General features: G+C 35.2%; 26 protein-coding genes. 23 read left to right on the forward strand and 3 right to left on the reverse strand.

Annotated features, from left to right (window positions below; all coding sequences use genetic code 11):
• Positions 1 to 63: 63 nt before the first annotated feature.
• Positions 64 to 1,971, forward strand: coding sequence for a glutamine synthetase (locus tag VEHSUH06_RS04975; protein ID WP_105097986.1), 1,908 nt, complete (start codon positions 64 to 66; stop codon positions 1,969 to 1,971).
• A gap of 124 nt (positions 1,972 to 2,095) precedes the next feature.
• Here the strand turns inward: VEHSUH06_RS04975 and VEHSUH06_RS04980 are convergent, their stop codons facing one another.
• Both VEHSUH06_RS04980 and tpx read right to left on the reverse strand, forming a co-directional pair.
• A complete protein-coding gene (locus VEHSUH06_RS04980) occupies positions 2,096 to 2,491 on the reverse strand; it encodes a phosphate-starvation-inducible protein PsiE (protein WP_105097987.1) in 396 nt (131 codons plus the stop codon).
• Between the two features lie 102 nt (positions 2,492 to 2,593).
• A complete protein-coding gene (tpx, locus tag VEHSUH06_RS04985) occupies positions 2,594 to 3,109 on the reverse strand; it encodes a thiol peroxidase (protein WP_105097988.1) in 516 nt (171 codons plus the stop codon).
• 289 nt (positions 3,110 to 3,398) lie between these two features.
• Here tpx and VEHSUH06_RS04990 point away from each other — a divergent pair, with 289 nt between their 5' ends.
• The 11 genes from VEHSUH06_RS04990 to VEHSUH06_RS05040 all read left to right on the forward strand — a co-directional run bounded on the left by VEHSUH06_RS04990 (position 3,399) and on the right by VEHSUH06_RS05040 (position 14,391).
• Entirely contained in the window at positions 3,399 to 5,126 is a 1,728-nt protein-coding gene (locus VEHSUH06_RS04990) for an ABC transporter ATP-binding protein (protein ID WP_105097989.1), read from the forward strand.
• A complete protein-coding gene (locus VEHSUH06_RS04995; RefSeq protein ID WP_105097990.1) occupies positions 5,113 to 6,858 on the forward strand; it encodes an ABC transporter ATP-binding protein in 1,746 nt (581 codons plus the stop codon). Before VEHSUH06_RS04990 ends, VEHSUH06_RS04995 begins: the two co-directional genes overlap by 14 nt.
• A 1-nt stretch (position 6,859) precedes the next feature.
• Entirely contained in the window at positions 6,860 to 7,654 is a 795-nt protein-coding gene (locus VEHSUH06_RS05000; RefSeq protein ID WP_105097991.1) for an RNA methyltransferase, read from the forward strand.
• 257 nt (positions 7,655 to 7,911) lie between these two features.
• On the forward strand, positions 7,912 to 8,766 hold the full coding sequence (locus VEHSUH06_RS05005; RefSeq protein WP_105097992.1) for a ChbG/HpnK family deacetylase: 855 nt from the start codon (positions 7,912 to 7,914) through the stop codon (positions 8,764 to 8,766).
• A complete protein-coding gene (locus VEHSUH06_RS05010; protein ID WP_105097993.1) occupies positions 8,763 to 9,755 on the forward strand; it encodes a lysylphosphatidylglycerol synthase transmembrane domain-containing protein in 993 nt (330 codons plus the stop codon). The genes VEHSUH06_RS05005 and VEHSUH06_RS05010 overlap by 4 nt, the downstream gene beginning before the upstream one ends.
• A gap of 13 nt (positions 9,756 to 9,768) precedes the next feature.
• The gene (locus VEHSUH06_RS05015) at positions 9,769 to 10,218 is read left to right on the forward strand and encodes an ACT domain-containing protein (protein ID WP_004695770.1); all 450 of its coding nucleotides are present in this window, start codon (positions 9,769 to 9,771) and stop codon (positions 10,216 to 10,218) included.
• Positions 10,219 to 10,242: 24 nt separating this feature from the next.
• Positions 10,243 to 11,532 (forward strand): homoserine dehydrogenase, encoded by a 1,290-nt coding sequence (locus VEHSUH06_RS05020; RefSeq protein WP_105097994.1) that lies wholly within the window; start codon positions 10,243 to 10,245, stop codon positions 11,530 to 11,532.
• 3 nt (positions 11,533 to 11,535) lie between these two features.
• Positions 11,536 to 12,450, forward strand: a complete 915-nt coding sequence (thrB, locus tag VEHSUH06_RS05025; protein ID WP_105097995.1) for a homoserine kinase — start codon at positions 11,536 to 11,538, stop codon at positions 12,448 to 12,450.
• A gap of 55 nt (positions 12,451 to 12,505) precedes the next feature.
• Positions 12,506 to 13,381 (forward strand): zinc metalloprotease HtpX, encoded by an 876-nt coding sequence (htpX, locus tag VEHSUH06_RS05030; RefSeq protein WP_105097996.1) that lies wholly within the window; start codon positions 12,506 to 12,508, stop codon positions 13,379 to 13,381.
• 22 nt (positions 13,382 to 13,403) lie between these two features.
• Positions 13,404 to 13,811 (forward strand): nucleoside-diphosphate kinase, encoded by a 408-nt coding sequence (ndk, locus tag VEHSUH06_RS05035; RefSeq protein WP_054747500.1) that lies wholly within the window; start codon positions 13,404 to 13,406, stop codon positions 13,809 to 13,811.
• 64 nt (positions 13,812 to 13,875) lie between these two features.
• A complete protein-coding gene (locus tag VEHSUH06_RS05040; protein WP_105097997.1) occupies positions 13,876 to 14,391 on the forward strand; it encodes a cob(I)yrinic acid a,c-diamide adenosyltransferase in 516 nt (171 codons plus the stop codon).
• Positions 14,392 to 14,440: 49 nt separating this feature from the next.
• On the opposite strand, the gene VEHSUH06_RS05045 is transcribed toward VEHSUH06_RS05040, so the two are convergent.
• The gene (locus tag VEHSUH06_RS05045) at positions 14,441 to 14,776 is read right to left on the reverse strand and encodes a hypothetical protein (RefSeq protein WP_105097998.1); all 336 of its coding nucleotides are present in this window, start codon (positions 14,774 to 14,776) and stop codon (positions 14,441 to 14,443) included.
• A 63-nt stretch (positions 14,777 to 14,839) separates the two neighbouring features.
• Here VEHSUH06_RS05045 and cobU point away from each other — a divergent pair, with 63 nt between their 5' ends.
• The 11 genes from cobU to VEHSUH06_RS05100 all read left to right on the forward strand — a co-directional run bounded on the left by cobU (position 14,840) and on the right by VEHSUH06_RS05100 (position 24,522).
• Positions 14,840 to 15,418, forward strand: coding sequence for a bifunctional adenosylcobinamide kinase/adenosylcobinamide-phosphate guanylyltransferase (cobU, locus tag VEHSUH06_RS05050; protein ID WP_105097999.1), 579 nt, complete (start codon positions 14,840 to 14,842; stop codon positions 15,416 to 15,418).
• Positions 15,411 to 16,928 carry a cobyric acid synthase gene (locus tag VEHSUH06_RS05055; RefSeq protein WP_105098000.1) on the forward strand — a complete coding sequence of 506 codons (1,518 nt, stop codon included), beginning with the start codon at positions 15,411 to 15,413 and terminating at the stop codon, positions 16,926 to 16,928. The genes cobU and VEHSUH06_RS05055 overlap by 8 nt, the downstream gene beginning before the upstream one ends.
• A 12-nt stretch (positions 16,929 to 16,940) precedes the next feature.
• Positions 16,941 to 17,933, forward strand: a complete 993-nt coding sequence (cbiB, locus tag VEHSUH06_RS05060) for an adenosylcobinamide-phosphate synthase CbiB (RefSeq protein WP_105098001.1) — start codon at positions 16,941 to 16,943, stop codon at positions 17,931 to 17,933.
• Entirely contained in the window at positions 17,933 to 18,826 is an 894-nt protein-coding gene (cobS, locus tag VEHSUH06_RS05065) for an adenosylcobinamide-GDP ribazoletransferase (protein WP_105098002.1), read from the forward strand. Before cbiB ends, cobS begins: the two co-directional genes overlap by 1 nt.
• An 80-nt stretch (positions 18,827 to 18,906) precedes the next feature.
• Positions 18,907 to 19,791 (forward strand): GHMP kinase, encoded by an 885-nt coding sequence (locus VEHSUH06_RS05070; protein WP_105081156.1) that lies wholly within the window; start codon positions 18,907 to 18,909, stop codon positions 19,789 to 19,791.
• A gap of 24 nt (positions 19,792 to 19,815) precedes the next feature.
• Entirely contained in the window at positions 19,816 to 20,946 is a 1,131-nt protein-coding gene (locus VEHSUH06_RS05075; protein ID WP_105098003.1) for a histidinol-phosphate transaminase, read from the forward strand.
• A gap of 7 nt (positions 20,947 to 20,953) precedes the next feature.
• A complete protein-coding gene (gene cobC / locus VEHSUH06_RS05080; RefSeq protein WP_105081158.1) occupies positions 20,954 to 21,592 on the forward strand; it encodes an alpha-ribazole phosphatase in 639 nt (212 codons plus the stop codon).
• Positions 21,592 to 22,290 (forward strand): pseudouridine synthase, encoded by a 699-nt coding sequence (locus tag VEHSUH06_RS05085; RefSeq protein WP_105098004.1) that lies wholly within the window; start codon positions 21,592 to 21,594, stop codon positions 22,288 to 22,290. The genes cobC and VEHSUH06_RS05085 overlap by 1 nt, the downstream gene beginning before the upstream one ends.
• A gap of 70 nt (positions 22,291 to 22,360) precedes the next feature.
• A complete protein-coding gene (locus VEHSUH06_RS05090; protein ID WP_105098005.1) occupies positions 22,361 to 23,434 on the forward strand; it encodes a Xaa-Pro peptidase family protein in 1,074 nt (357 codons plus the stop codon).
• A 15-nt stretch (positions 23,435 to 23,449) separates the two neighbouring features.
• Positions 23,450 to 24,007, forward strand: coding sequence for an elongation factor P (gene efp, locus VEHSUH06_RS05095; protein WP_009352604.1), 558 nt, complete (start codon positions 23,450 to 23,452; stop codon positions 24,005 to 24,007).
• 134 nt (positions 24,008 to 24,141) lie between these two features.
• On the forward strand, positions 24,142 to 24,522 hold the full coding sequence (locus VEHSUH06_RS05100; protein WP_105098006.1) for an Asp23/Gls24 family envelope stress response protein: 381 nt from the start codon (positions 24,142 to 24,144) through the stop codon (positions 24,520 to 24,522).
• Positions 24,523 to 24,528: the final 6 nt, after the last annotated feature.

Below are 24,528 nucleotides of genomic sequence, written 5' to 3' on the forward strand. Positions count from 1 at the left end.
ACTTTAGATATATGTAATCGTATATCTATTTGTTGGAGTCTTTTTATTTTAGGAGGAACAGATATGGCTACTACTAATCATGAATTATTGTATTATATTCCTGCCGGCCAATACGGTAAAGAAGGTGTACTCGCATTATTAGAACAGCATCCAGAAATTAAATTCGTATCTCTAGTAGGTATTGATTTAGCAGGTAATGATACAGATGAAAAAATTCCTATGTCTGCCTTCTTTGATGACTATGAATCCTTCTTTGAAGGTCGTGCAGTTCAAACAGATGGTTCTTCTGTAGTATTAACAAATATTGCTACATTGAATAATGCTCGTGTTGATATGTGGGGTGACCCAAGTGTAAACTGGTTCGTAGATTACAACTATGAAAATATTGATCCTGCAACAGGCTTACCAACTGGTACACTACGTATTCCTGCCTTCTTGATGCACAATTACCGTTACGTAGATTCTCGTTCTATTTTGAAACGCAGCTGTGACTATGTAAAAACTGAATTATTAAATTTAATTAAAGAACATGGCTTGCCAGGTATGCCACATGTTAAATCTGATGATGTAGTAGATATTATTTTTACATCCGCCACAGAGTTAGAGTTCTGGGTTAAAACGCCTGCTAGAACAGTTACTAAGAAAGAATTATCTGTATCTCAAAAATTACAAGAACAATATTGGCAACGTACACATGGCACCGTTCGTACTGCTTTAGAACAAGCTGTTGAACGTCTTGATAAATATGGCATGGTTGCTGAAATGGGCCATAAAGAGGTAGGCGGCGTTAAAGCTAAACTTGACGAGTTCGGCCATGAAGCTGTTGTACTTGAACAATTAGAAATTGACTGGAAATTCTGTAATAATCCATTACAAACTGCAGACAATGAATTGCAAGCCAGAATTATCGTGCGTGAAGTGTTCCGTGAAAATGGTCTTGATGTAACCTTTAATGCTAAACCAATTATCGGCGTTGCTGGTTCTGGTGAACATACTCACTTTGGTGTAATGGCAAAACTTAAATCTGGTAAATTAGTTAACTTATTCAGCCCAGAAGATATGCGTAAAGAGGCTTGTAGCTCTTTGGGTATTGGTGCAATTATGGGTCTCTTAAAACATTATGAGGCTATTAATCCATTCATTAGCTCCACAACAGATGCTTTAAACCGCTTAAAACCAGGTTTCGAAGCACCAGTATGTATTGTAACATCCTTTGGTACCGATCCATCCGAACCAAATCGTAACCGTACAATTCTTTGCGGTTTAATTCGTGATATCGACAATCCAATGGCTACACGTTTTGAATTGCGTTCTCCAAATCCATACACTAATACATATACTGCATTATCATTGATTTTCGTTTCTGCTTTTGATGGTATGAAATATGCTATTACTTGTGGTAAAACTCAAGCTCAATTATTAGCAGAAATTTCTAAAGAAGTTGGCGAATCAGCAGATTATCTTGATACTAATCGCGCTTACCGTACAGAAAAAGATGTATTTGATGATTTCACACAAGAAGAACGTAATCAAATGTTCGGCGTAGCACCTGCTACTGTATGGGAAAATGTACAAGGTTATTATAACAATCCTGAATTAGTAGAAACATTATCTCAAGGTGATGCTTTTGCTAAAGATTTAATGGAATCCTTCATCGCATCTATTTTAAAACGTTGGGAACTTGTTCTAGCTAATCGTTTGATCCCAAATAATCTCGATGCAGTTCGTAATATGGTTGCTATTCACACAGATAGTCGTAATAGCGTAGATGATAAACGTTTTGCTGAAGTTAACGATTTACGTTTCTACCTTGCTAAAGATAGTGATGATCGCAAATCTTTATTCACTCGTTTAACAGAAGCTTTAAATGCTGGTGAATATGATTTAGCATCTAAATTACAAATTGAAATGAATGATAAAATGGAAGAACTAGAGGCTAAATACGCTAATTACGCTAAAAATATATTCTAAGATAGTAGGACATATTTCAATCACATAACATGAAAATGAAAAAGAGACTCTACCAATAGGTAAAGTCTCTATTTCATTAGTACTATAATATGGTCTTTATATATAGATGAACAAATATATAATATTATTCTTTATTATTAAGGAATCTTTCTACTAATACTAAACAACATACTAATACAAAAATAGAAATAGACCATAATAACATATCTAAAGCCGATTCATGATCTATAATGAGTAACCGAACTAATGCAGTAATGCCAATATATAAGAAGAAATCAAGAGGGAAATGGAAGTTGTTCTTAAAATACTTTACGATGAGTGCAATAAACTCAAAGTAGAGGAAGAAGGTAATTAATTCTTCAATCAATAAATCATATGTGCTATAGCCTTGAATATTAGCCCACGCAATGAAACCAAAGTTTATTAAACTATTAATCATTGCAATGCATAGACCAATGCCAACACCTATAAGAGCAATATTTTTAATGGTTAATAAAAGACGAGAAATACGAATCCACATAAATACTCCAATTAAAATATAATAACAACACAACACATAAAAAAGACCGTACACCGTACGGTCTTTTTAACGTCTATATAATACGAATTGATTATCTAACGATTAGATATCAGCTTTAATAGCTTCTAATGCAGCGTCGAAGTTAACTGCTTGAGTTACTTCTGGTACGTATTCAACATAAGTTACTTTGTTATCTTTGTTGATTACTACAACACCACGAGTTAAAAGACGAAGTTCTTCGATCAAGAAACCATAGTTTTCACCGAAAGAAGCATCTCTGTGGTCGGATAAAGTAATAACTTTATCTACGCCAGCAGCACCACACCAACGTTTTTGAGCGAATGGTAAGTCCATAGATACTGTCAATACTACAACGTCTTCGGAAAGAGAAGTTGCATCTTGGTTGAACCAACGAGTTTGAGCGTCACAAACGCCTGTATCAAGGGAAGGAACAACGGAGATAACTTTTACTTTACCTTCGAAATCTTTTAATGTTTTAGGTTGTAAGTCATTGCCAATTACTGTGAAGTCTGGAGCTTGTTGACCTACTTTAACTTCTGGACCAACCAATGTGATAGGGCCACCTGCAAATGTTACTACGCCAGTACGTTTTTCCATGTTGTATTCCTCCTAAGAGTTTTAATTCCAATTTATTAAAGATACGTTTTGTATCTATGCATAGTATAACACTTACATTACTATAAGTAAACTAAAAAATTCGATATAGTGTAATTATACGTATAGGTGTATTAATGAATAGCAGAAAAATGTGTATACTATAAAGAGTACATTTACATCAATATTACTTTAATTTATATGAACTGATTTAGAAATCGGTTTTTCATTATATTCTATTAGTTTTAATGTATCTAATATTTATAAAAACATAGTGTATTTGAGAGGGCCTATGAAACCTATAGATTTATTTATGCAATTTTTCCGCCGTGAGGGGTGGATATATGTCATTGGTTTAATAATGCTGATGGCTATAGATGTAGCTTTTTTATTTGTACCTCAATTTATCGGCAATGCCATAGATACATTGAGCAATAATAAAGAAGGTTTAGTGAATTATATTTTTTATTTTATTTTGTTATTGATCATTATTACTATTTTAAAGGTAATCTCTCGTAGAACCTTATTGGGTTCTATTCGACGTATGGAATATCTTTTTCGTGAAATTCTATGTAGCCAAGCATTACAAGTAAAAACAACTTATTATGAATCTAATGGGCCAGGTAAGGTTATGGCGCTTATGACCAATGATGTTACATCATTACGCGTTGCACTTGGTTTAGGTGTAATGATAATAGTAGATATTATTTTCTATTCCATTGTAGGATCCATAATTTTAATTCAAAAGATAAATGGGGTGTTAGCGTTTAAAATCATGACACCTATATTTTTTATTATCGTCGCAATATTTGTATTAGGTAGAAAATTAAGAGCTAAACAACGCAGTGCTCAAGCTACATATAGTGATATGACAGAGTTTGGGCAAGAACTATTTCAGGGAATGGATGTAATTCGCGCATTTAATCGTGAAAGCATCATTTCAAAGTCCTTTGAAAAAATCAATAAACTTAACTATAAGAAAAATATGGATGTTGCCTTGTTAGATGCTATATTAACACCATTAACAAGAATCGCTCCGTTCATTTGTATTAGTATAAGCATCTTTATTTGTGGGCACTTAGCTGTAGAAGGCAAAATGACTATAGGTGAGTTTGTAACCATCAATTCGTTTATCATGTTGATTGTAGGCCCTTTGATTGGTTTTGGTGGTCTTATTTCAATTGTTCAAAAAGGTTTAGCCTCCTTAGATCGCATTATTGATTTTATGCAGTTGCCCACTGAAACAATAGAGGATAGTGTAGACGTATTATCCCTTGAAGATATTCACGTTCGTTATTTAGATTTTAATTATGAAAACTCTAAAGGTCATGCATTATCTCAAGTGACCACCACTATACCTAAAGGATCTTTTATCGGCCTTGTGGGTAAGCCTGGTTCTGGTAAAAGTACTTTATTTAAATTGTTGATTGGATTACAAGAATGTCCTGAAAAATCTATCTATTTTGGCAATCAAGATTTGACGAATATACCCTTAGCAAAACTTCGGAATTCCATTGCCTATGTACCAACTCAATCTTACTTATTAAGTACTACCATATCTGATAATATAAAATTCGGTAAAGAGTTACCCATGCATGAAACTGTGGAATTAGCAGCGAAAAAGGCCGATTTATACAGAGATTTGGGCGATTTGCTAAACAATGATTTACATAGGTTAGCTGAAGAAGGTCAAGATTTATCAGGTGGACAAAAGCAACGTATTAATATGGCACGTGGTTTCTACAAAAATGCACCATATTTATTACTAGATGACTGTTTCTCTGCTTTAGATGCTGTAACAGTTACAACCATATTAGATACTTTAAATAATGTAAAAGAACAGACTATTCTGTGTATTTCTCAACGTTTAGAGGTTATAGAGAAAGCAGATAAAATCCTTGTATTTGATGAGGGTCGTATTGTAGAAGAAGGTACTCATGAAGAATTATTAGCTAATAAAGGCTTATATTTCACCTTATATGAAGCACAGAAAGGAGGGGCTCATCATGAAAAAGCGTAATTTAAAAAATGATTGGGCTTTATTCTCCTACATAAGTGCGTATATTAAGCCTTATTTGGGTATATTATTGTTAGCAACCATTGCGCTAGCTGGCAATTTAGTACTTTTGCTTTTAAGACCTTATTTAACTAAGCAAGTTATTGATCTCGGCTTTGCTACTAATGATATTAATGTTATCGAATATTATGCTGTAATATACGGTCTTACTATTATTGGTAGTGTGTTATGTATATTTGTAGAAAATTATTTTTTGAAAAGCTTTGGACAAAAAATTATTTATAATATACGTGCCATTATATTTCAAAAGATACTTCATAAGTCCCATGATGAGTTTTATAAATTACCCATTGGTAATTGGGTGACTCGTATCACAAATGATGTAGAGTCATTGCGCACTTTATATACAGATGTATTACTGAATTTAGCGAGTAGCGGTTTAATGATCATCGGTATTTTAGGATTCATGTATGCTATTAATGTACCTTTAGCAATTATCATGACGATTTTATTACCAATAATGGGCGTAATTATTTGGGTATTCCAAAAGTTTTCTCGTAAAGCATTCCGTCAAGTTCGCCGATCTGTAGCGGCCTCTAATGCGAGCATTAAAGAGCTATTAAACTACATAGTCATTGTCAAATCTTATGGCGGTGAAAAAGACATCGAAGAACGTTACAATACGGTTAATAAAGGTTTCTTAGAAGCAGGCCTTTTTGAAGTTACTACGTTTTCTATTTTTAGACCTCTCGTAGATGGTTTATTCTTTGTGGCACTAATCGTTATTTTTACTACTACAAACGTAATAGATTCGGTGGCCGATGCTGGTACTGTTTTTGCTTTCATTCAATATATGGATCGATTCTTCCAACCATTAAAAGAAATTGCTGATAAATATAATTCTCTACAAAGTGCATTAGCTGGGGCTGAAAGATTAGTTCCTTTATTAGAGGAAAAGGATCGTCAAATCGCCAATGAAGTTCCTAGTGAATTTAAACATATAGAATCTATTGACTTTGAACATGTATGGTTTTCTTATGACAATAACGATGTATACGCATTGGAGGACTTTACGTTAAGCATTAAGGCAGGTGAATTTGTAGGCATCGTAGGCCCTTCAGGTAGTGGTAAATCAACGCTATTATCCTTGTTAATGGGTCTTTATAAGCCTACTAAGGGATCAATCTATATTAATGGCATTGATATTGCAAATTACGATAGTTCCGTACTGCGTCATTTGATGGGGTATGTTTTCCAGCAAGCGTATCTATTTAAAGGTTCTATAAAGGATAACTTAACACTTTTTGATACGTCTATTTCATATGATGATATGGTAGATGCAGCAAAACAAGTAAATTTGGATAGTATGATTGAACAATTGCCAGAGGGTTATCATACACCTGTAGGTTATTTAGGTTCCTTGTTATCTGATGGACAAAAGCAATTATTGGCATTTGGGCGCACTCTAATTAGAAAAACACCTATTTTATTGCTAGATGAGGCTACAGCCAATATTGATAGTCATACGGAGAAGCAAATTCAAGCTAGTATTGAAAATATTCGTGGTAGCAAAACTATTGTAAGCATTGCTCATCGACTTTCTACGGTACAGGATGCTAATAAAATAGTGTATATGGAATATGGTAAAATAATAGAAAAAGGATCTTTTGAAGAACTTATCAGTTCAAAAGGTGCCTTTTATAATCTCTGGAGTAATCAACAAAGCGGGAGTTAGTATGGAATTTATCCAATCGAAAGATAATAAAACTATAAAGCACATTATCGCTTTAGGTCAGCGTAAGAATCGTCAAAAAAGTGGGGAGTATATTGTTGAAGGCATCCGATCTATACGTGATATTGCAGCTATGGGTGCAGTCAAAACAGTTGTTATTCGTGAGTCTAAAGGACAAGATAAAAATGTATTAGATTTATTAGCATTAGATTCTGTTCAATCTGCACATACGTATATAGTTCAAGATCCTGTGTTTGATAAAATAGATAATACTGTAAATGGCCAAGGTGTTGTGGCCATAGTATCAAAACCTAAACACAATATTGAAAGTATTTCTATCGAGGATGGGTTATATATTACATTAGATGGTGTTCAAGATCCTGGTAACCTAGGTACTATTATTCGTACCGCAGTTGCAGCAGGTGTAAAAGGTGTTTTCTTAATGAAAGGTACTGTAGATCCTTTTAATGATAAAACGGTACGCAGTACAATGAGTGCTTTACATAAAATACCTTTATACGAGGATGTTACTTTATCTATGTTACATGATATTGTGTCTGAATCAACTATGACTACTTATGTTACAGCTTTAGAAGATTCAGAGCCTTATCATTCTGTGACGTATGCTAAACGAACTATGTTAGTATTAGGTAACGAAGGTAATGGTGTGACACCAGAGGTGATGAATCTTTGCACTAATCGCATCATGATTCCTATGTATGGAGATATGGAATCATTAAATGTAAGTGTAGCAGCTGCATTATGTATGTATAAGGTTCAAGAGCAATTGATGAGTTAAATTCATACTAATAAATACTACTGTATTTTTTATGTAGTATTAATTTATATAGAACATAACACCTATAATTTATGCTTCGTAAAATGTATTTAATTTTATATTTATGATAAAAATTTATAACATTATAAAAAGTCCTCTACTAGTATACAAGTAGAGGGCTTTTGTATTGATTTATTAGTTGTGTATTTGATACAATAACATATATCCTTTGTGGGAGAACAAAGTTCTCCCTTTTTTTAATGAAAAGGAAGATAACTATGTCCAAATTAATAGTAAATGCAGACGATTTTGGCCTTCATAGTGCGGTTAATGCTGGTATTATTGATGGTCATCGTACAGGTATTATTACTAGTACCTCTTTATTAGCAGGAGGAGATGCTTTTACAGAAGCCGTAAGCATGGCAAAAGAAAACCCTAAGTTGGGCATTGGTATTCATATTGCTTTAGTTGGTGGACTAAAACCAGTATGTGATCCAGCTGAAGTTCCTTCACTCGTAACAGCAGAAGGTGTTTTTCCAGAAAGTTATGTTGATTTTATAAAACTCATTTACTCTGGCAAAATCAATTATAGTGAACTACGTAAAGAGATTAATGCACAGATCACACAAATTGCAGACACTGGATTAAAGGTTACTCATATTGACGGTCATCAACATATGCATGTGTTACCTACGGTTTTACCTATTGTCATGGAACAGGCAAAATCCTTTGGTATAAATGCTATTAGAGTACCTGATGAACCTACAAGCTTTATGAACTACATATATTCTCCAACTCGTTTTTTAGGTAAAGTTGGTTTATCAACTGTTGCTGCTAATGCAAGGCCAATAGTACGCAATAACAATATGTTGACCACCCAATACTTCTGGGGAATGGTGAATGGCGGAAATATAGATCAAAAATCATTAATGGGTATTTTGAAAAAGGTAAATAATAATTCTGGTACCCATGAATTGATGGTTCATCCTGGTATTAATAATACAATTCTAGGTAAGCGTTATAATTGGGGATATCACTGGGAAGATGAGTTGCATGCACTATGTTCTAGTCATACCCGATTGTATATAAGACAACATGGTATAGAGCTAATTAATTATGGAGACTTGATATGAGCAAAATGATGAAGAGAGGCATTTTTATGTTTCTCTTGTTATTAGCCGTATCTATAGGAATCATTTACTATACCATCGATTTAGAATCATTAAAAACTATATCGTCTTTTAATAGTGTATCTTTATTGTTGGCAATCGTAGCACTAGCGGCTGGTATGTATTTTGATGGACTCCGCTTGCAACGTCTTGTTAAAATCGGTGGCTACAAGCTATCTATCCAAGCAGTACTGCGTGTTATCTTTAGTAACTATTTTATGGCCATGTTAACACCTGGTGCTAGTGGGGGGGCCGTAGCACAAGTACTAGTACTAAAAAGTTATGGTGTACCCATATCTAAAGGTACACCAATCGTATTAATACGAACTGTATTTTCCATTATGTTTTTAGTCATTATGTTGCCTTTAGTATTTTTACGTGATGCTATTGAGATTCCCTATATTTCACGAGATATGTTGTTGTTGTTTGCGGTGCTTGCCGTTATAGCTACACTACTGGGAACATATATATTACAGACTAAATATATGAGACAGTTTGTCTATAATCTAGCTCAGCGTTTTAAGGCTCATAAAACAAAGGATTGGCTTTCTAAGTTAGAAACATTAAATCAAGGCCTTGGTTTACTCTATAAAGAGCCATTTCAATCTTTCATAGTATTTATTGAATCTGGTTTAAGCTTATTATGCTTGTATTGTATTGCACCAGCATTAATGTATGCTTTTACACCACATATTCCGATCATCGACATACTAGATCGCATGATTTTATTAAATCTTATTTTGTATTTTGCACCAACTCCAGGGGGAACAGGGATTGCAGAAGGACTATTTGTAGTATTGTTTAGTGCCTTTGTCCCAAATGGAACAGTTGGTATTGTTGCTGTAGCATGGCGTGTTGTGGCTGAATATTTGCCATTCTTTATCGGTATGTACGCAGTATTAACATTATATGGGCGTCAATTTGTGGCCCAAGAAACTTCAAGAGAACAATAAGGGAGTGTACTCTATGTCTAAACCAAAAAAAGATAAGTTTTATCTGGTGCAAGAAGATATTTTGCCAGAAGCGATTAAAAAGACAATCAAAGTAAAAGAAATTCTTAAATTAGGTGAAGTTAAAACAATCAATGAAGCTGTTGAAAAAATGGATTTAAGTCGCTCTGCGTATTACAAATACAAAGACTATGTATTTCCATTCTTTGAAATTGCTCAAGGGAAAATAGTTAGTATTTATGTTTCTATGTCTAACGAATCGGGCATGTTATCCAGTGTTTTAAAAGCTATAGCTGAGCGTAATGGCAGTATTTTGACAATCAATCAAGATATTCCCTTACAAGGTATTGCAAACAGCAGTATTTCTTTTGAAACAAAGGACTTACAAGGCTCATTAGAAGACTTATTATTGGATATTCGCTCCATGAAGGGCATTATTAAAGTAGAGATTTTAGGCCAAGCATAGGCTAGTTAAGAGAGTAGGACTATTATGACCACTATAAAAATTGCTTTATTAGGTTTCGGTACTGTTGCACAAGGCACTTTCAATTTATTGCAAGATAATGCTGAACTTATTAAAAATCGTACTGGAGTAAATGTTGAAATTTCTAAAATTTATGTGCGTAATCCAGAAAAATATAGCCATATTACTTTGCCTGAAACAGCTCAATATGTAACAAATATTGATGATGTATTACAAGATGAAAATATTCAAATGGTTGTCGAACTAATGGGCGGTACAACCTTTGCTAAGGAATGTGTTGAGGGAGCTCTAAAAGCAAAGAAAAATGTTGTGACAGCTAATAAAGATTTATTGGCTGAATCTGGTCCATATTTATTAGATTTAGCTAGTAAGAATGGAGTAGATTTACGTTTTGAAGCTTCTGTATTGGGCGGTATTCCTATTATTCGTACATTGTATGAGTCTTTAGCAGGTAACCGTATTACTGAACTTATCGGTATTATGAATGGTACGACAAACTTTATTTTGACTAAAATGTCCGAAGAAGGTTTAAGTTATCAAGATGTTTTAAAAGAAGCACAAGATTTAGGTTATGCTGAAGCTGATCCTACTGCTGACGTAGAAGGTCTTGATGCAGCTCGTAAGTTAGCTATTCTTGCATCTATTAGTTTTAACCGTCGCATTTTCTTTGAGGATGTAACGGTAGAAGGCATTACAAGTATTGATACAGAGGATATTAAATTCGGTAAAGAGTTTGGTTACAATATCAAATTATTAGGTATTGCTAAAGAAACTTCTCAAGGTTTGTCCCTAAATGTGTATCCTGCATTTATTCCTACCACACATCCATTGGCATCTGTACGTGGCTCCTATAACGCTATTTATGTTAAAGGTAATGGTATTGACGATGTAATGCTTTATGGTCGTGGTGCAGGTAGCTTACCAACAGGTAGCTCAGTAGTATCTGACATTATGGAAGTATCTAAAAATGTTTCTTATAATGAAACAGGTCGTTTGAAACCATTCTATTACGATCAAAAAGATATTTACTCTCCAGGTAAAATTCAATCTAGCTACTATTTACGTTTAGCTGTGGATAATAAAACAGGTGTATTGGCAAAAATTTCTGCAAAATTAGCAGAACAAAAGATTTCTGTTCTATCTATCGTTCAACGTAATATGGATCCAGAAACTGCAGTACTGGCTATTGTAACATCTAAATGTCCTAGTTCTTATATTTCAAATCTTATCGATTCCTTTAATAGCTTGCGTTCTGTTAAGTCTGTTAATAGTGTAATTCGTATTATGGAAGTTTAAACTATGAACACTGTTCGCGTACAAGTACCTGCCACTAGTGCAAACTGTGGCCCTGGTTTTGATTGCTTAGGTTTAGCCTTAAACCTTTATAATATTTTTAGCTTTACACCCGATGTTAATGCTACAGAATATACATATACTTTTGAGGGCTTCGGTGCAGATATTTTACGCGCCGAAGATCCAAAAAAGAACCTTATTGGTTTTGCAATGGATCAAGTTTTTGCTACAGCTCAAGAACCAATTCAATACGGTCAGATTACGTCTGAAACCTTAATTCCACCATCTCGTGGTTTAGGTAGTAGTAGTACGGCTATTGTAGGGGGGCTTTTACTAGCGAATGCATTAGTAAAACATCCTCTTTCAAAGGAAGAGTTACTTGTTATTGCAAATCGCATGGAAGGGCATCCAGATAATGTAGCACCTGCTATTTATGGCAATTTATGCTGTGCAACTGGGTTAAAAACAAAAGTACTTAACACAGTTATTTCTGTACCCTCTGAGTTACATTTTGCTGTTGTAGTACCTGAAGTCATGGTATCTACTGAATATGCTCGTTCTGTTTTACCTAATCATGTGCCATTTAAAGAGGCCGCACAAAACGTAAGTCATGCATCTTTATTTGTTACAAGCCTTATTACGCATCAATTAGGTAATTTATCTGTCGCATTAGATGATAATTTACATGTACCTTACCGTAAGACCTTGATTCCACATTGTGATAAAGTATTTGAGGCTGCAAAAACTGCTGGTGCTTATGGTGCCACTATTAGTGGTTCTGGTTCTACACTAATTGCTTATGTAGATAAAGCACATGTACAAGATGTCGCAGATGCAATGGGGGCCGTATTTACTGCTAATGGCATTGATAATAGAACCTATTGTTTAGAAGCGGATACAATAGGAGCGTCCATTATATAGTTTATGATATAATTATAGTGTTAGGCATAGTCCATAACTATAATTGGAGGAAACTATGAACAGTATGAAAACAACGCTTTTATTAGCGACTCTAACGGCCATTTTAGTGGTCTTAGGTGATATGATTGGCGGTAGAACAGGCATGATGGCTATGTTCGTTGTATCTATGGGCATGAATTTTATGTCCTATTGGTTTAGCGATAAAATCGTATTAGCTCAATATAATGCTCAACAAGTTACTGCACAATCTAATCCAAAACTATATGGTATGGTAGAACAATTGGCTAAAAATGGTAATTTACCGATGCCAAAGGTATATATCATTCCTAGTGAAGTACCTAATGCATTTGCAACAGGTAGAAATCCAAGTAATGCTGCGGTTGCAGTTACTGAAGGTATTCAACGGTTATTAACTGATGATGAATTAGAAGGTGTATTAGGACACGAATTAACACATGTTAAGAATCGAGATACTTTAATTAGTACCATTGCTGCGATGATGGCGGGGGCTATTTCTATGATTGCTCACGTCCTTCAATTTTCTGCAATCTTTGGTCGCTCCGATGATCGAGAAGGTTCTAATCCTTTAGCATTAATAGGTGCCATAATTATTGCTCCTATCGCAGCAGGTCTTATTCAGATGAGCATTTCTCGTGCCAGAGAATTCTTAGCTGATGAAGGTGGTGGAGACATGTGTCGTAATCCACTAGCCTTGGCTTCTGCTCTTGCTAAGATCGATTACTATTCTAAACATGGTGCATTGCCTAATGCTAGTAATGCAACTGCCCATATGTTTATTATTAACCCTATGATGGGGATTGGTGAAAGCTTGAGTAATCTTTTTAGTACACATCCTCGTACAGAAGAACGTATTGAAAAGCTAAAAAAACAAGCCATGAATCCTAAATATAAAGAAAAGGCAAAATTCTAATTAATATCTACAGGAGGATATCATGCAAGAAACATTAGTTTTAATTAAACCAGATGCTGTTAAGCGTCAATTAAGTGGTGAAATTCTTAGTCGCTATGAACGCAAAGGTCTTGTTATTAAAGCACTAAAATTATTACAAGTACCTCGTGAACTCGCTGAAGAGCACTATGCTGAGCACAAAGAAAAACCGTTCTTTGGTGAATTAGTTGACTTTATTACATCTGGTCCAGTTCTTGCTTTTGTATTAGCTGGTGAGAATGCAATTGTATCCGTACGTGCTTTAAACGGGGCAACAAATCCTGTAGATGCTGCCCCTGGTAGTATTCGTGGTGACTATGCCTTAACAATGGATGCTAACGTAGTACATGCTTCTGATTCTCCAGAAGCTGCTGCTCGTGAAGTTAGCCTTTGGTTTCCAGAATACAAATAATCTCTAGGTTGAGATCATTTAGCTTTTATTTCTACATCCATGTATATCTATAGGAGGTAATAATATGGCAAGTAGTGTTTATACAAAAACAGGTGATGCTGGTACAACTGGTTTATACACAGGTGAACGTGTACAGAAGTCATCTTTACGCGTAGAAGCTTATGGTACAATCGATGAATTACAAGCTTTCTTAGGCTTGGCTCGCTCCTATGCTGAAAACCCTCGTGTTGCAGCGGAATTATATGATATTGAGCGCAATTTATGGACATTAATGGCCGATATTGCTAGTCTAAATGCGGCTCCAGTAATTACCGAGCAACATGTAAAACATTTGGAAAAAGTCATCGATCGCTTCGATGAAAAGCTAGAACCATTATCTAGTTTTGTTATACCAGGTGAAAAACAATCTTCTTCTTATTTGCACGTAGCTAGAACGATTACTAGACGTGCTGAACGCGATTTGTGGCGTGTATTAGATGCCGGTGAAAGTGTTCACGAATCTAATTTAAAATACTTAAATCGTCTATCCGACCTATGCTTCATCATGTGTCGTGTAGAAGAGGAACTTGGAGCTGAATAAAATAAAAAAAAGCTATGTATTTTACATAGCTTTTTGCTCGTTATAGACCTTATTGTGAAATCGTTTGATTTAACACATCTTGAGGGCTTGGATAGTAGAAGAAGATATGAGGAATTACGTAGCGAAATTTTTCTCTTAATAAATCGGCTAGTGTAGCTTCGAAGTTTATAATTTTATCAGCACCAAAATCAAAATCTTCTACTAGTACTAATAGTTGAGGTTCTACTTGTGGTGCATTTTCAGGTAATGCTTCAGGGGGTAGTGGAACATTCACTACTACGCGTGCAGTACCAATATATTTTCCTTGTCCATCATCAATGGCAACACGATATGTATTATCCCATAACGTAGCCATCATTTTTAGTTTCATATTCATAATTTCCATAGTATCGCTCCTTTGTTATACTTATAATGATACTGAAATTATAAATTCTTGTATAGGTGCATTATGAAATCCCAAATTATATTGTGTTCCGGTGGAGCACGTAGTGGAAAAAGTGAATTTGCTGAACGTTTAGCACTTGCTACAGCAGGCCGAAAAGCGTATGTAGCAACAGGGCAAGCTTTTGATGAAGAAATGATTGATCGCATTAAAAAACATCAAGAGCGACGTGGTGAGATATGGAATAATTTTGAAGTACCATTACATTTAGCTAAAGAATGGCAAAATATTAGCCAAACTGCTGATGTAATTCTTATAGATTGTTTGACTATGTTTACTACTAATCACATGATGGCCCATGGTTCTATACAAGGACAACAAGATGCCAATCAATTAGAGGCAACTGTTCTTACTGAATTAGAAACATTGCTGGCTGCTATAAAATCATGTGAAGGTAAAACAGTTATATTTGTAACTAACGAAATTGGTTTAGGCATTGTGCCTGACAATAAACTTGCTAGATATTTTAGAGACATTGCTGGTCGAGTAAATCGTACTGTAGCAACGGCTGCAGATAAACTATACTTAACAATTAGCGGTGTTACCATTGAATTAAAATCACAGGAGGTTCATATAAATGGCTAAGAAAATCATGTTCCAAGGAACAAGTTCTAATGTAGGTAAAAGTATCCTTTGTACTGCATTATGCCGTATCTTTTACAGAAAAGGGTTTAAAACGGTTCCTTTCAAAGCGCAGAATATGGCCCTCAATTCATACGTTACAAAATGGGGTGATGAAATTGGTCGTGCTCAAGTAGCACAAGCGGAAGCAGCTGGCATTGATCCAATTGTACAAATGAATCCTGTTTTATTAAAACCAACAGGGAATCAATCATCTCAAGTTGTTTTAATGGGTAAACCTGTTGGTGTCTATAGCGCGAAAGAATACCATACAAAATACTCTTTAACTGCTCTTGATAAAGTAAAAGAATCTATCGATTTCTTAGATTCTAATTTTGATGTTATGGTTATCGAAGGTGCAGGTAGCCCTGCAGAAGTTAACCTTAAAGCTAATGATATTGTTAACATGCGCATTGCTAAAATGACGAAAGCTCCTGTATATTTAATTGCTGACATCGATCGTGGTGGTGCCATTGCGTCTATCGTAGGTACATTAGAACTACTAGAGCCAGAAGAACGTGACCTCATTAAAGGTATTGTTATCAATAAATTCCGTGGAGATATTAAATTATTAGAACCAGCCCTTACTTTCATTGAAGAAAAAACAGGTAAAAAAGTGGTAGGCGTTATTCCTGCTATTGAAAATCTTGATATTGATGAAGAAGATTCTGTGGCATTAGAAAATAAACGCAATAGTGGTTCTAAAGAAATTCAAGTTGTAGTAATGCAAACACCTAAAATTTCCAATTTTACCGACTTTGATGCTCTTAATTACGAGCCAGATGTATCTGTTCGCTTTGTAGGCCCTGGCGATGTTATTGGTAAACCAGATTTAATTATTCTACCAGGTTCAAAAAATACATTGGCAGATTTAACATATTTACGCGAGACAGGTTTTGCTGAGGAAATAAAAAAATTGGCTGCTCAAGGAACTCCAGTTATTGGTGTTTGTGGAGGCAACCAAATGTTGGGTAAAACCATTTATGATCCGCATCATATGGAAGGGGATATTGAAGAGATAGAAGGACTTGGTCTTGTAGAATCTTCAACGACTATGAAGGATCAAAAAACGACGCATCAAGTACAATTTAATGTGTCTAATTTGAAATTCTTAAATGGTACTTTCACAGGTGAAAATTTAGTAGGCTATGAAATCCATATGGGCGATACTACACCATTAGTGGATACAGTAACGCGTTGCTTTACTATTACAAGCCGTAGCGAAGAGGCTGTTAATGTTATCGATGGTTTTATCGATGGCAATCATCAAGTAATGGGCACATATATTCATGGTGTATTTGATAATGATGAGTTTAGACGCTTTATTATCAATCAATTGCGTGAACGTAAGGGGTTAGAACCATTAGATGTAGTATTCCATTATTTTGACCATAAAAATGCAGCATATGATCGTTTAGCTGACATTGTGGAGGAACATTTAGATATGGATTATATTATGTCTACCTTGGGTTAGTAGGGGAGATATATGGAACATTTAGATATTTTGCACTGGTTTTCAAAGTATAGCTTTGTATGTATTCCAGTTTTAGCATTATTACTGGATTTAATTATTGGTGATCCCAATAGTAAGTATCATCCAGTTGCCATAATTGGTCGCATTATATCCTTTTTTGAAGCTGTTCTTTATAAGGATACTGACAATGATACAAAAAAATTATGGTACGGTGGTATTGCTGTTGGTTTAATACTTGTATCAGTATATATTATAGTATCTCTAATATTATGGCTTGGTGCCGTTGTTAATGAGTGGGTGGCGTATGCTCTAGAGGTCATCATACTGTACATTGCAATTTCTCCAAGATCATTGGCTGGAGCAGGTTTTACTATTAGCCAACTCATCAAACAAGATAACATTATAGAAGCTCGTCAAAAATTATCTTGGATTGTAGGCCGTGATACAGAAGATTTAGATGAAAGTGAAATTACTCGTGCTACAGTAGAAACGATTGCTGAAAATACTGTGGATGGTATTATTGCACCTTTATTTTTCTTTATCTTAGGTGGTCCTATGGGAGCTATTCTATATAGGACTGCCAATACTATGGACTCTATGTTAGGCTATAAAAATCAAAAGTACTTATATTTTGGCCGTGTCGCAGCTCGCTTTGACGATGCATTAAACTGGATTCCTGCACGCATTACCTTTATATTATTTGTTATTTCTGCGTTCTTTTTACGCTTTGATGCTAAAAAAGCAGTACAAATTGGCTTGCGTGATGCAAAAAAACATCCTAGTCCAAATGGGGGCTATGCTGAAGCACCTGTTGCAGGAGCTTTGCATATTCGTTTAGGTGGTTACAATCAGTATTTCAAAAAAATGACCTTCCGTGAATATATGGGAGATCCTATTGAAAAACTAAATCGTAATCATATTACGCGAACAATTTATATGATGTATTTTACGACTATACTAATGGTTATCATTAGTACAGTTATTACCTATGGGATGAATGTATAATGACACCTTTTTTTATAGCCTTACAATTTTTAACACGTTTAAAACTTGTAAACCAAACAGAGTGGACCGTAGAAGACTTTGGTAAATCTGTAGTAGCCTTTCCTTATGTAGGCCTTATTATCGGCCTCATTTTAGCATTACTCTATGGCGTATTATCTCCATTTATTCCTATCATGCCGTTGATGTTAATCATCGTTGTGTCCGAGTTTTTACTGACCGGTGGTCTTCATGCGGATGGGCTAATGGATACTAGTGATGGTTTGTTTTCTGGTCGTGAAAGAGAACGAAAACTAGAAATCATGAAAGATAGCCGTATAGGTTCTTTTGGGGTTGTAGCTTTCGTATTTGTTACGCTTTTAAAATGGCAATTATTAGCTGCTATTCCTACTGCTGAATTTATTCCTATGGCACTTATTATGATGCCTTTAATGAGTCGTTGGTCTATGGTATTTAGCATTCGTTCCTATCCTTACGCTAGAGAGCAAGGAATGGGGGCAGCATTTGCTAATTTAGCACCTAAACATGTTATATCCTACAATACCATTTCTACATTCTTTATGCCTTTTGTATTACTATTAATTGGCATTTTATTATACACCTTGTTATACGGTGCTTTTGCAATTTTTGCGGTTCCTGATGTAGGGTATGTTGTAGGTTTAGGCGTATTAGTATATGCCACAATAGGAGTTTTCCAAATTAATATTATTAGTATGATAATTACTTATATTATCAACCGTTTCTTAAACCGTTATATTGTAAAAGAATTAGGTGGCACTACTGGTGATACATATGGATTTGTTGTAGAGGTAACCGAAGTATTATTGATTTTAGTATACCTTATTATTCTATCCATATTATCTGCTACAGTTGTGGCAAATCCAACTATGTTCTAATTGACTCATAATTTTATCTAGTTATTTACCAATAAGAGTTATTTAATACTTCATTTAGTTTAATGTGAAAGGAGTTTAATGTGACCTATTATGTAAGAGCCCCAGGAACATGTGGGGAATTTCTACAAGGTTCTATTGATGGACAATCATTTTTAGTCACATGTCCGATCAATCGATACTCCTACGCATTAAGTAATGTAGTGCATCCCTTTTCACAAACTTATTGTGCGCTACAACCTAAGTCAGCTCAAGCTAGAAAGCTAGTCAAACAATTAGTAAATTCTAAAAAAAATACTAGTATATGTCCTCCTGTATATGTTCGGTCTGATATTATACAGGGGAAGGGCATGGCATCTAGTTCAGCTGATATTTCTGTAACGGCTATGGCTACCGCTTTAGCAATGGATTACGAATTATCATTTAAAGAGCTAGAACAAATCTGTTTGTCTGTAGAGCCTACAGATGCTTCTTTTTATCAAGGTGTTACGCAGTTCGATTATATTAAGGGAACCATATCTCAACCGCTAGGTATGTGCCCTCCATTAAAAATACTCGTATTTGATGAAGGTGGCAGTATTGATACTGTAAGCTTTAATAAACAAGTGGATTTACAAAATAAAATATTAGAAAAAGAATCGATTATACGAGAGTCTCTAGAGTTATTTAAACATGGTCTTATTACTCATGATATTAAGCTCATAGGCCAAGCGGCTACATTAAGTGCCTTTGGTAATCAAAGGATCTTGTATAAACCGAATTTATATGACTTTCACGATATAGGTAATTACTATAACAGTGTTGGTACAATCATCGCTCATAGCGGTACCATAATGGGATTATTATTTCCTGTTGATTATGGACGAATTGATGATTGTAAAAATGAAATTATACGTAAGTTGCCACAATTATCCTACGTAGACACAGTAGAAACTACAAATGAAGGATTAACTTATATTAAACGGTAACGTATTTTATAGAAAGAGAATAGAATGTCTAACATACATGGGGGCAATATTTTTCAATTTGCCCATGAACAACGAATTGAACCGTACGAGGTTATTGATTTTAGTGCTAATATCAATCCACTAGGTCCTAGTCAACAAGGTTTGTCTTCATTAGAGGCTCAATTACGTTATATTTCACATTATCCAGATGCTACCAATGATGATGTGTTAAATGCCATTGCAGATACCTATGGTATGAATAAACATCAAATTACAGTTGGTAATGGGGCGGCAGAGCTATTATATGCTATATGCCGTTTACCTGGGTATACAGGTGCTTTTGTACCAGCGCCAGGCTTCTCCGAATATAAAGAGGCATTAGAGGCTAGTCGAATTGCTGTGCGCGATATTTATTATCGACCACGAGAGGATGACAATGGAAAACCATATTTTGAGGTTCCTTATTTAGCGCTCGAAACCTTTGCTGCTGAACTAAAAGGGCAAGATGGTCGTATCATCGTATTTTTAGGGAATCCAAATAATCCGGATGGTACATTACTTGATAAAAATCACATCCGCACCGTTGCAAGTATGCTTAAAGATGCTAATAGCTTACTTGTTATTGATGAGTCCTTTATCGACTTTGTGGGAAATGATACATTACAAGATAATGAATACTCTATGCGTTCCTTAATAAATGAATTCAATAATATCATCGTCGTTCATTCCTTTACAAAATTTTATGCTGTTCCAGGTCTACGAATTGGAGCTGCCTTCAGCAATCCTCAAATCATTGACCAATTAAATAAATTTATCCCGACATGGTCTGTTAATACATTGGCCCAAGCATATACAGAATCTGCTTTAAACGATATAGAGTATGTAAAGCGTACAAAACAAGTATTGTGCGAAGAACAACACTACATGTATAACGCATTAGATGCTATAGCAGGTATTACTGTTTATCCGCCTTCAGCTAACTTTATTTTGTTCCATATCGAACAAGAGGGAGTGACGGCAGATACAATTAATGAAGCTCTAAAAAAACATAACATAATTGTTCGCAATTGTGATTCTTATATGGGCTTAAGTAATCAATGGGTTCGCATTGCTATTAAAGACCATGATAATAATGTTAGATTAGTTGATACACTAACAGAAATTTTGAAAGTATAGGTAGATCATGAAGACATTATATATTGTGCGCCACGGTGAAACAGATTGGAATAAAATGGGGAAATACCAAGGTATTACCGATGTTCCACTCAATGAAAATGGTTTAAACCAAGCAAAAGCATGTGGTCAAGCCCTTAAAGATGTAAAGTTTGATCGTATATTATCTAGTGATTTAAGTCGTGCTTTAGTTACTGCCGAAGCTATTCGTGGTGATCGTACAACACCGATTACTGTAGATGAACGTTTACGAGAGTTAAATTTTGGTGATTGGGAGGCTATGCTATTCTCCGATATTGAAGCTCGTTGGCCTGGTTTAATCGATGAAATGTATTTGAGGCCTCATCTAGTTAAGGTGCCTAATGGTGAAAGCTTTAAAGATTTGCAAGACCGTGCGTGGGCAGGCCTAGAGGAATTTATTAATGCTAATGATGAGGAAGAAACACTTCTCATTGCTTGTCATGGTGGTACAATACGAACATTACTATGTAAATTATTAGATATCTCTATTAGTCACTGTTGGAACTTTAGTCAAGGCAACACGGCTATCAATCGTATTTTCTACAATGGAATGGGCGAATTTGATCATAATGTTTTGAATTTGCTTAATGATACTGCTCATGTAGATGTATTACAAGGACATGAATAATGCGACTCGATAAATTATTAGCTAATAAAGCATTTGGTAGTCGGAAAGAAGTTCATCAAATTATAAAGGATAGAAGAGTTACTATTAACGATGAGATTACTACAAAAAAAGATATTCATATCGATATCGACATTGATACAGTAGCCGTAGATGGTCAAACTGTTAATACCACACAACTATATTACGTTAAATTTCACAAACCTAAGGGCTATGTTACGGCTGTAGAAGATTCTACTCATCCCGTCGTTATGGATTTATTGCCGCCTGAGTATTTAAAAATGGGCGTAGTTCCCGTTGGGCGATTAGATAAAGATACAGAAGGCCTTTTACTGCTTACGAATGATGGCGTATGGGGACACTCAATCATCAACGGTCATAAACATGTACCTAAAGTTTACTACGTAGAATTTGAAGGAGAACTCTCTGAGGAGGGCATCCAGCGCATTAAAGAGGGTATTGTATTAGGTGATGGAACTCAATGTAAACCGGCTTTAATTGAATTATTATCAGATCAATCGGCCACCATTACTATTGAAGAAGGCAAATATCATCAGGTAAAACGTATGATAGGTGCTGCTGGTGGTACCGTATCGTATTTAAAGCGTCTTACTATAGGCCATGTAGATTTAAATGGTATCGAAGAAGTTGGCTCTGTAATGGACTTGACTATTGATGACGTAGAGGGCTTTAAAAAATAGCATAAAATTCTATTCAATATAGGCATTTTATGGTAAGATTAATTGTAATTTATAGACTAGGAGCACGATTATGAATGGATTAAATCTGCTACAACAGTATATTAAAGAGCAAGAATTAACAGGCGTTATTTTGTTAAGCCCTATAAATTTACATTATTTTGCTGGTTTTACTGGTACTACAGGCTTTGCTATTATTACAGAAGATAAAGCTTTTATGATTACCGACTTCAGATATACTGAACAAGCTACAAAACAATGTGAAGGGTATACGGTTATTCAATATGAAACAACTGTTATGGATACTCTTGTAGATATATTCAATGAACATCATATTCACGAAGGTTTATTCGCTATAGAGGGCAAACAAATGCCTGTAGATACGTATGAATCTTTATGTGATACATTAGATGAAAACTTTGACTTTACATCTGTTAATTTCGCCAAACTTCGAGCAGTAAAGCGAGAGGATGAATTAGAGTTATTACGCATCGCGGCTAATATTGGTGATGAATCTTTTGCTGCATTGTTACCACAACTTAAAGTGGGAATGACGGAAAATGAAGTCCGTATTATTTTAGAAACAGAAATGTTAAAACGTGGTTCTGAGGAGCCTTCCTTTGCCACAATTATTGCTTCAGGTAGTCGTTCTAGTATGCCTCATGGTGTGGCTAGTGATAAGGTTATCGAAGCAGGCGATTTTGTAACCATCGATTTTGGTTCTGTTTACAAAGGTTATCATTCTGATATGACAAGAACCATTGTAATGGGCCCTGCCTCTGACTTACAAAAGAAATTGTATAGTATAGTTTTAGAAGCACAAAAGCGCGGCGTTGCTGCTGTTCGAGCTGGTATTACTGGTAAAGAATTAGACGCAATTTGTCGTGATTATATTAAAGAGCATGGATATACCAAGGAATTTAATCACGGTACTGGTCATGGGTTAGGCCTTGAAATTCACGAAGAACCAGTAGCCAATACTAAATCCGATACGGTATTTACAGAAAATATGATCATCACGGTGGAACCAGGTATTTATATTACCGGTACTATCGGATTGAGAATAGAGGATAGTGTCATCGTCAAATCTGACGGCTATGAGGTGTTGACACATAGTCCAAAAGAGTTAATTGAAATAAGTATTTAGAAGGAGAAGAGTTAGATGATTTCCAGTAATGATTTTCGCCCAGGTGTAACCGTTGAAATCGACGGTAATGTATGGCAAGTAGTAGATTTCCAACACGTTAAACCAGGTAAAGGTGCTGCATTCGTACGTACTAAAATGAAAAACTTGCAAACTGGTTCTGTAGTAGAGCGTACATTCAATGCAGGTGAAAAAGTGCCTAAAGCACATGTTGATCGTCGTCGTATGCAATACTTATATGAGTCTGATGGCGCTTATACATTCATGGACAACGAAACTTATGATCAAGTTGAACTTACCCTTGAACAATTAGGCGAAGCTAAAAACTTCCTTCTTGAAAATATGGAAGTATCCATTATGTTCTTCCAAGGTATCGTAATCGGTCTTGACTTGCCTGTAGCTGTAGAGCTTCGCGTAGTTGAAACAGATCCTGGTATCCGTGGCGATACTGCAACTGGTGGCAACAAACCAGCTGTATTAGAAACAGGCTACACTGTAAAAGTACCTCTCTTCATTGAAGTTGACGATGTACTTCGTATTGATACTCGTACAGGTCAATACATCGAACGTGCCTAATACTCATTGATATGTATTGGGACTAGATCTTTTCATGGAATCTTATTCCCATATATCGTAACATTTGCACTGTAAGCACTTGTCGTCTATGTAATTATATATAGGGACAAGTGCTTTTTTTGAAAGAGGCCAGTATGACGAAAAAAAATACTGAACTAGAGTCGGGTAAAATTAAGATTAATGAAGATGTATATGCAACAATTGCTACAATGGCAGCACTTGAAACAAAGGGTATACATCACATGAGCTCCACCTTTAACGATGGAGTTAATACCTTTTTTAGACTTAAGTCTGATCATGAAGGTGTAAAGATTTCCTTTAACGATGAAGGGGCTATTTCAGTTACACTCTATGTCTGCATTCAATATGGATACCGTATTCCTGACGTGGTTTTACGACTACAAGAACGAATTAATACAGCCTTAGTATCTTACACAGAAATTGAGGTTCAAACTATTGATGTAGTTGTACAAGATATCATTTTTGATGATTTAGTTACGCCACAACTACCATAGGAGGTG

Source organism: Veillonella sp. S13053-19 (assembly GCF_002959835.1).
GTDB classification, from domain to species: Bacteria; Bacillota; Negativicutes; order Veillonellales; family Veillonellaceae; genus Veillonella; species Veillonella rogosae.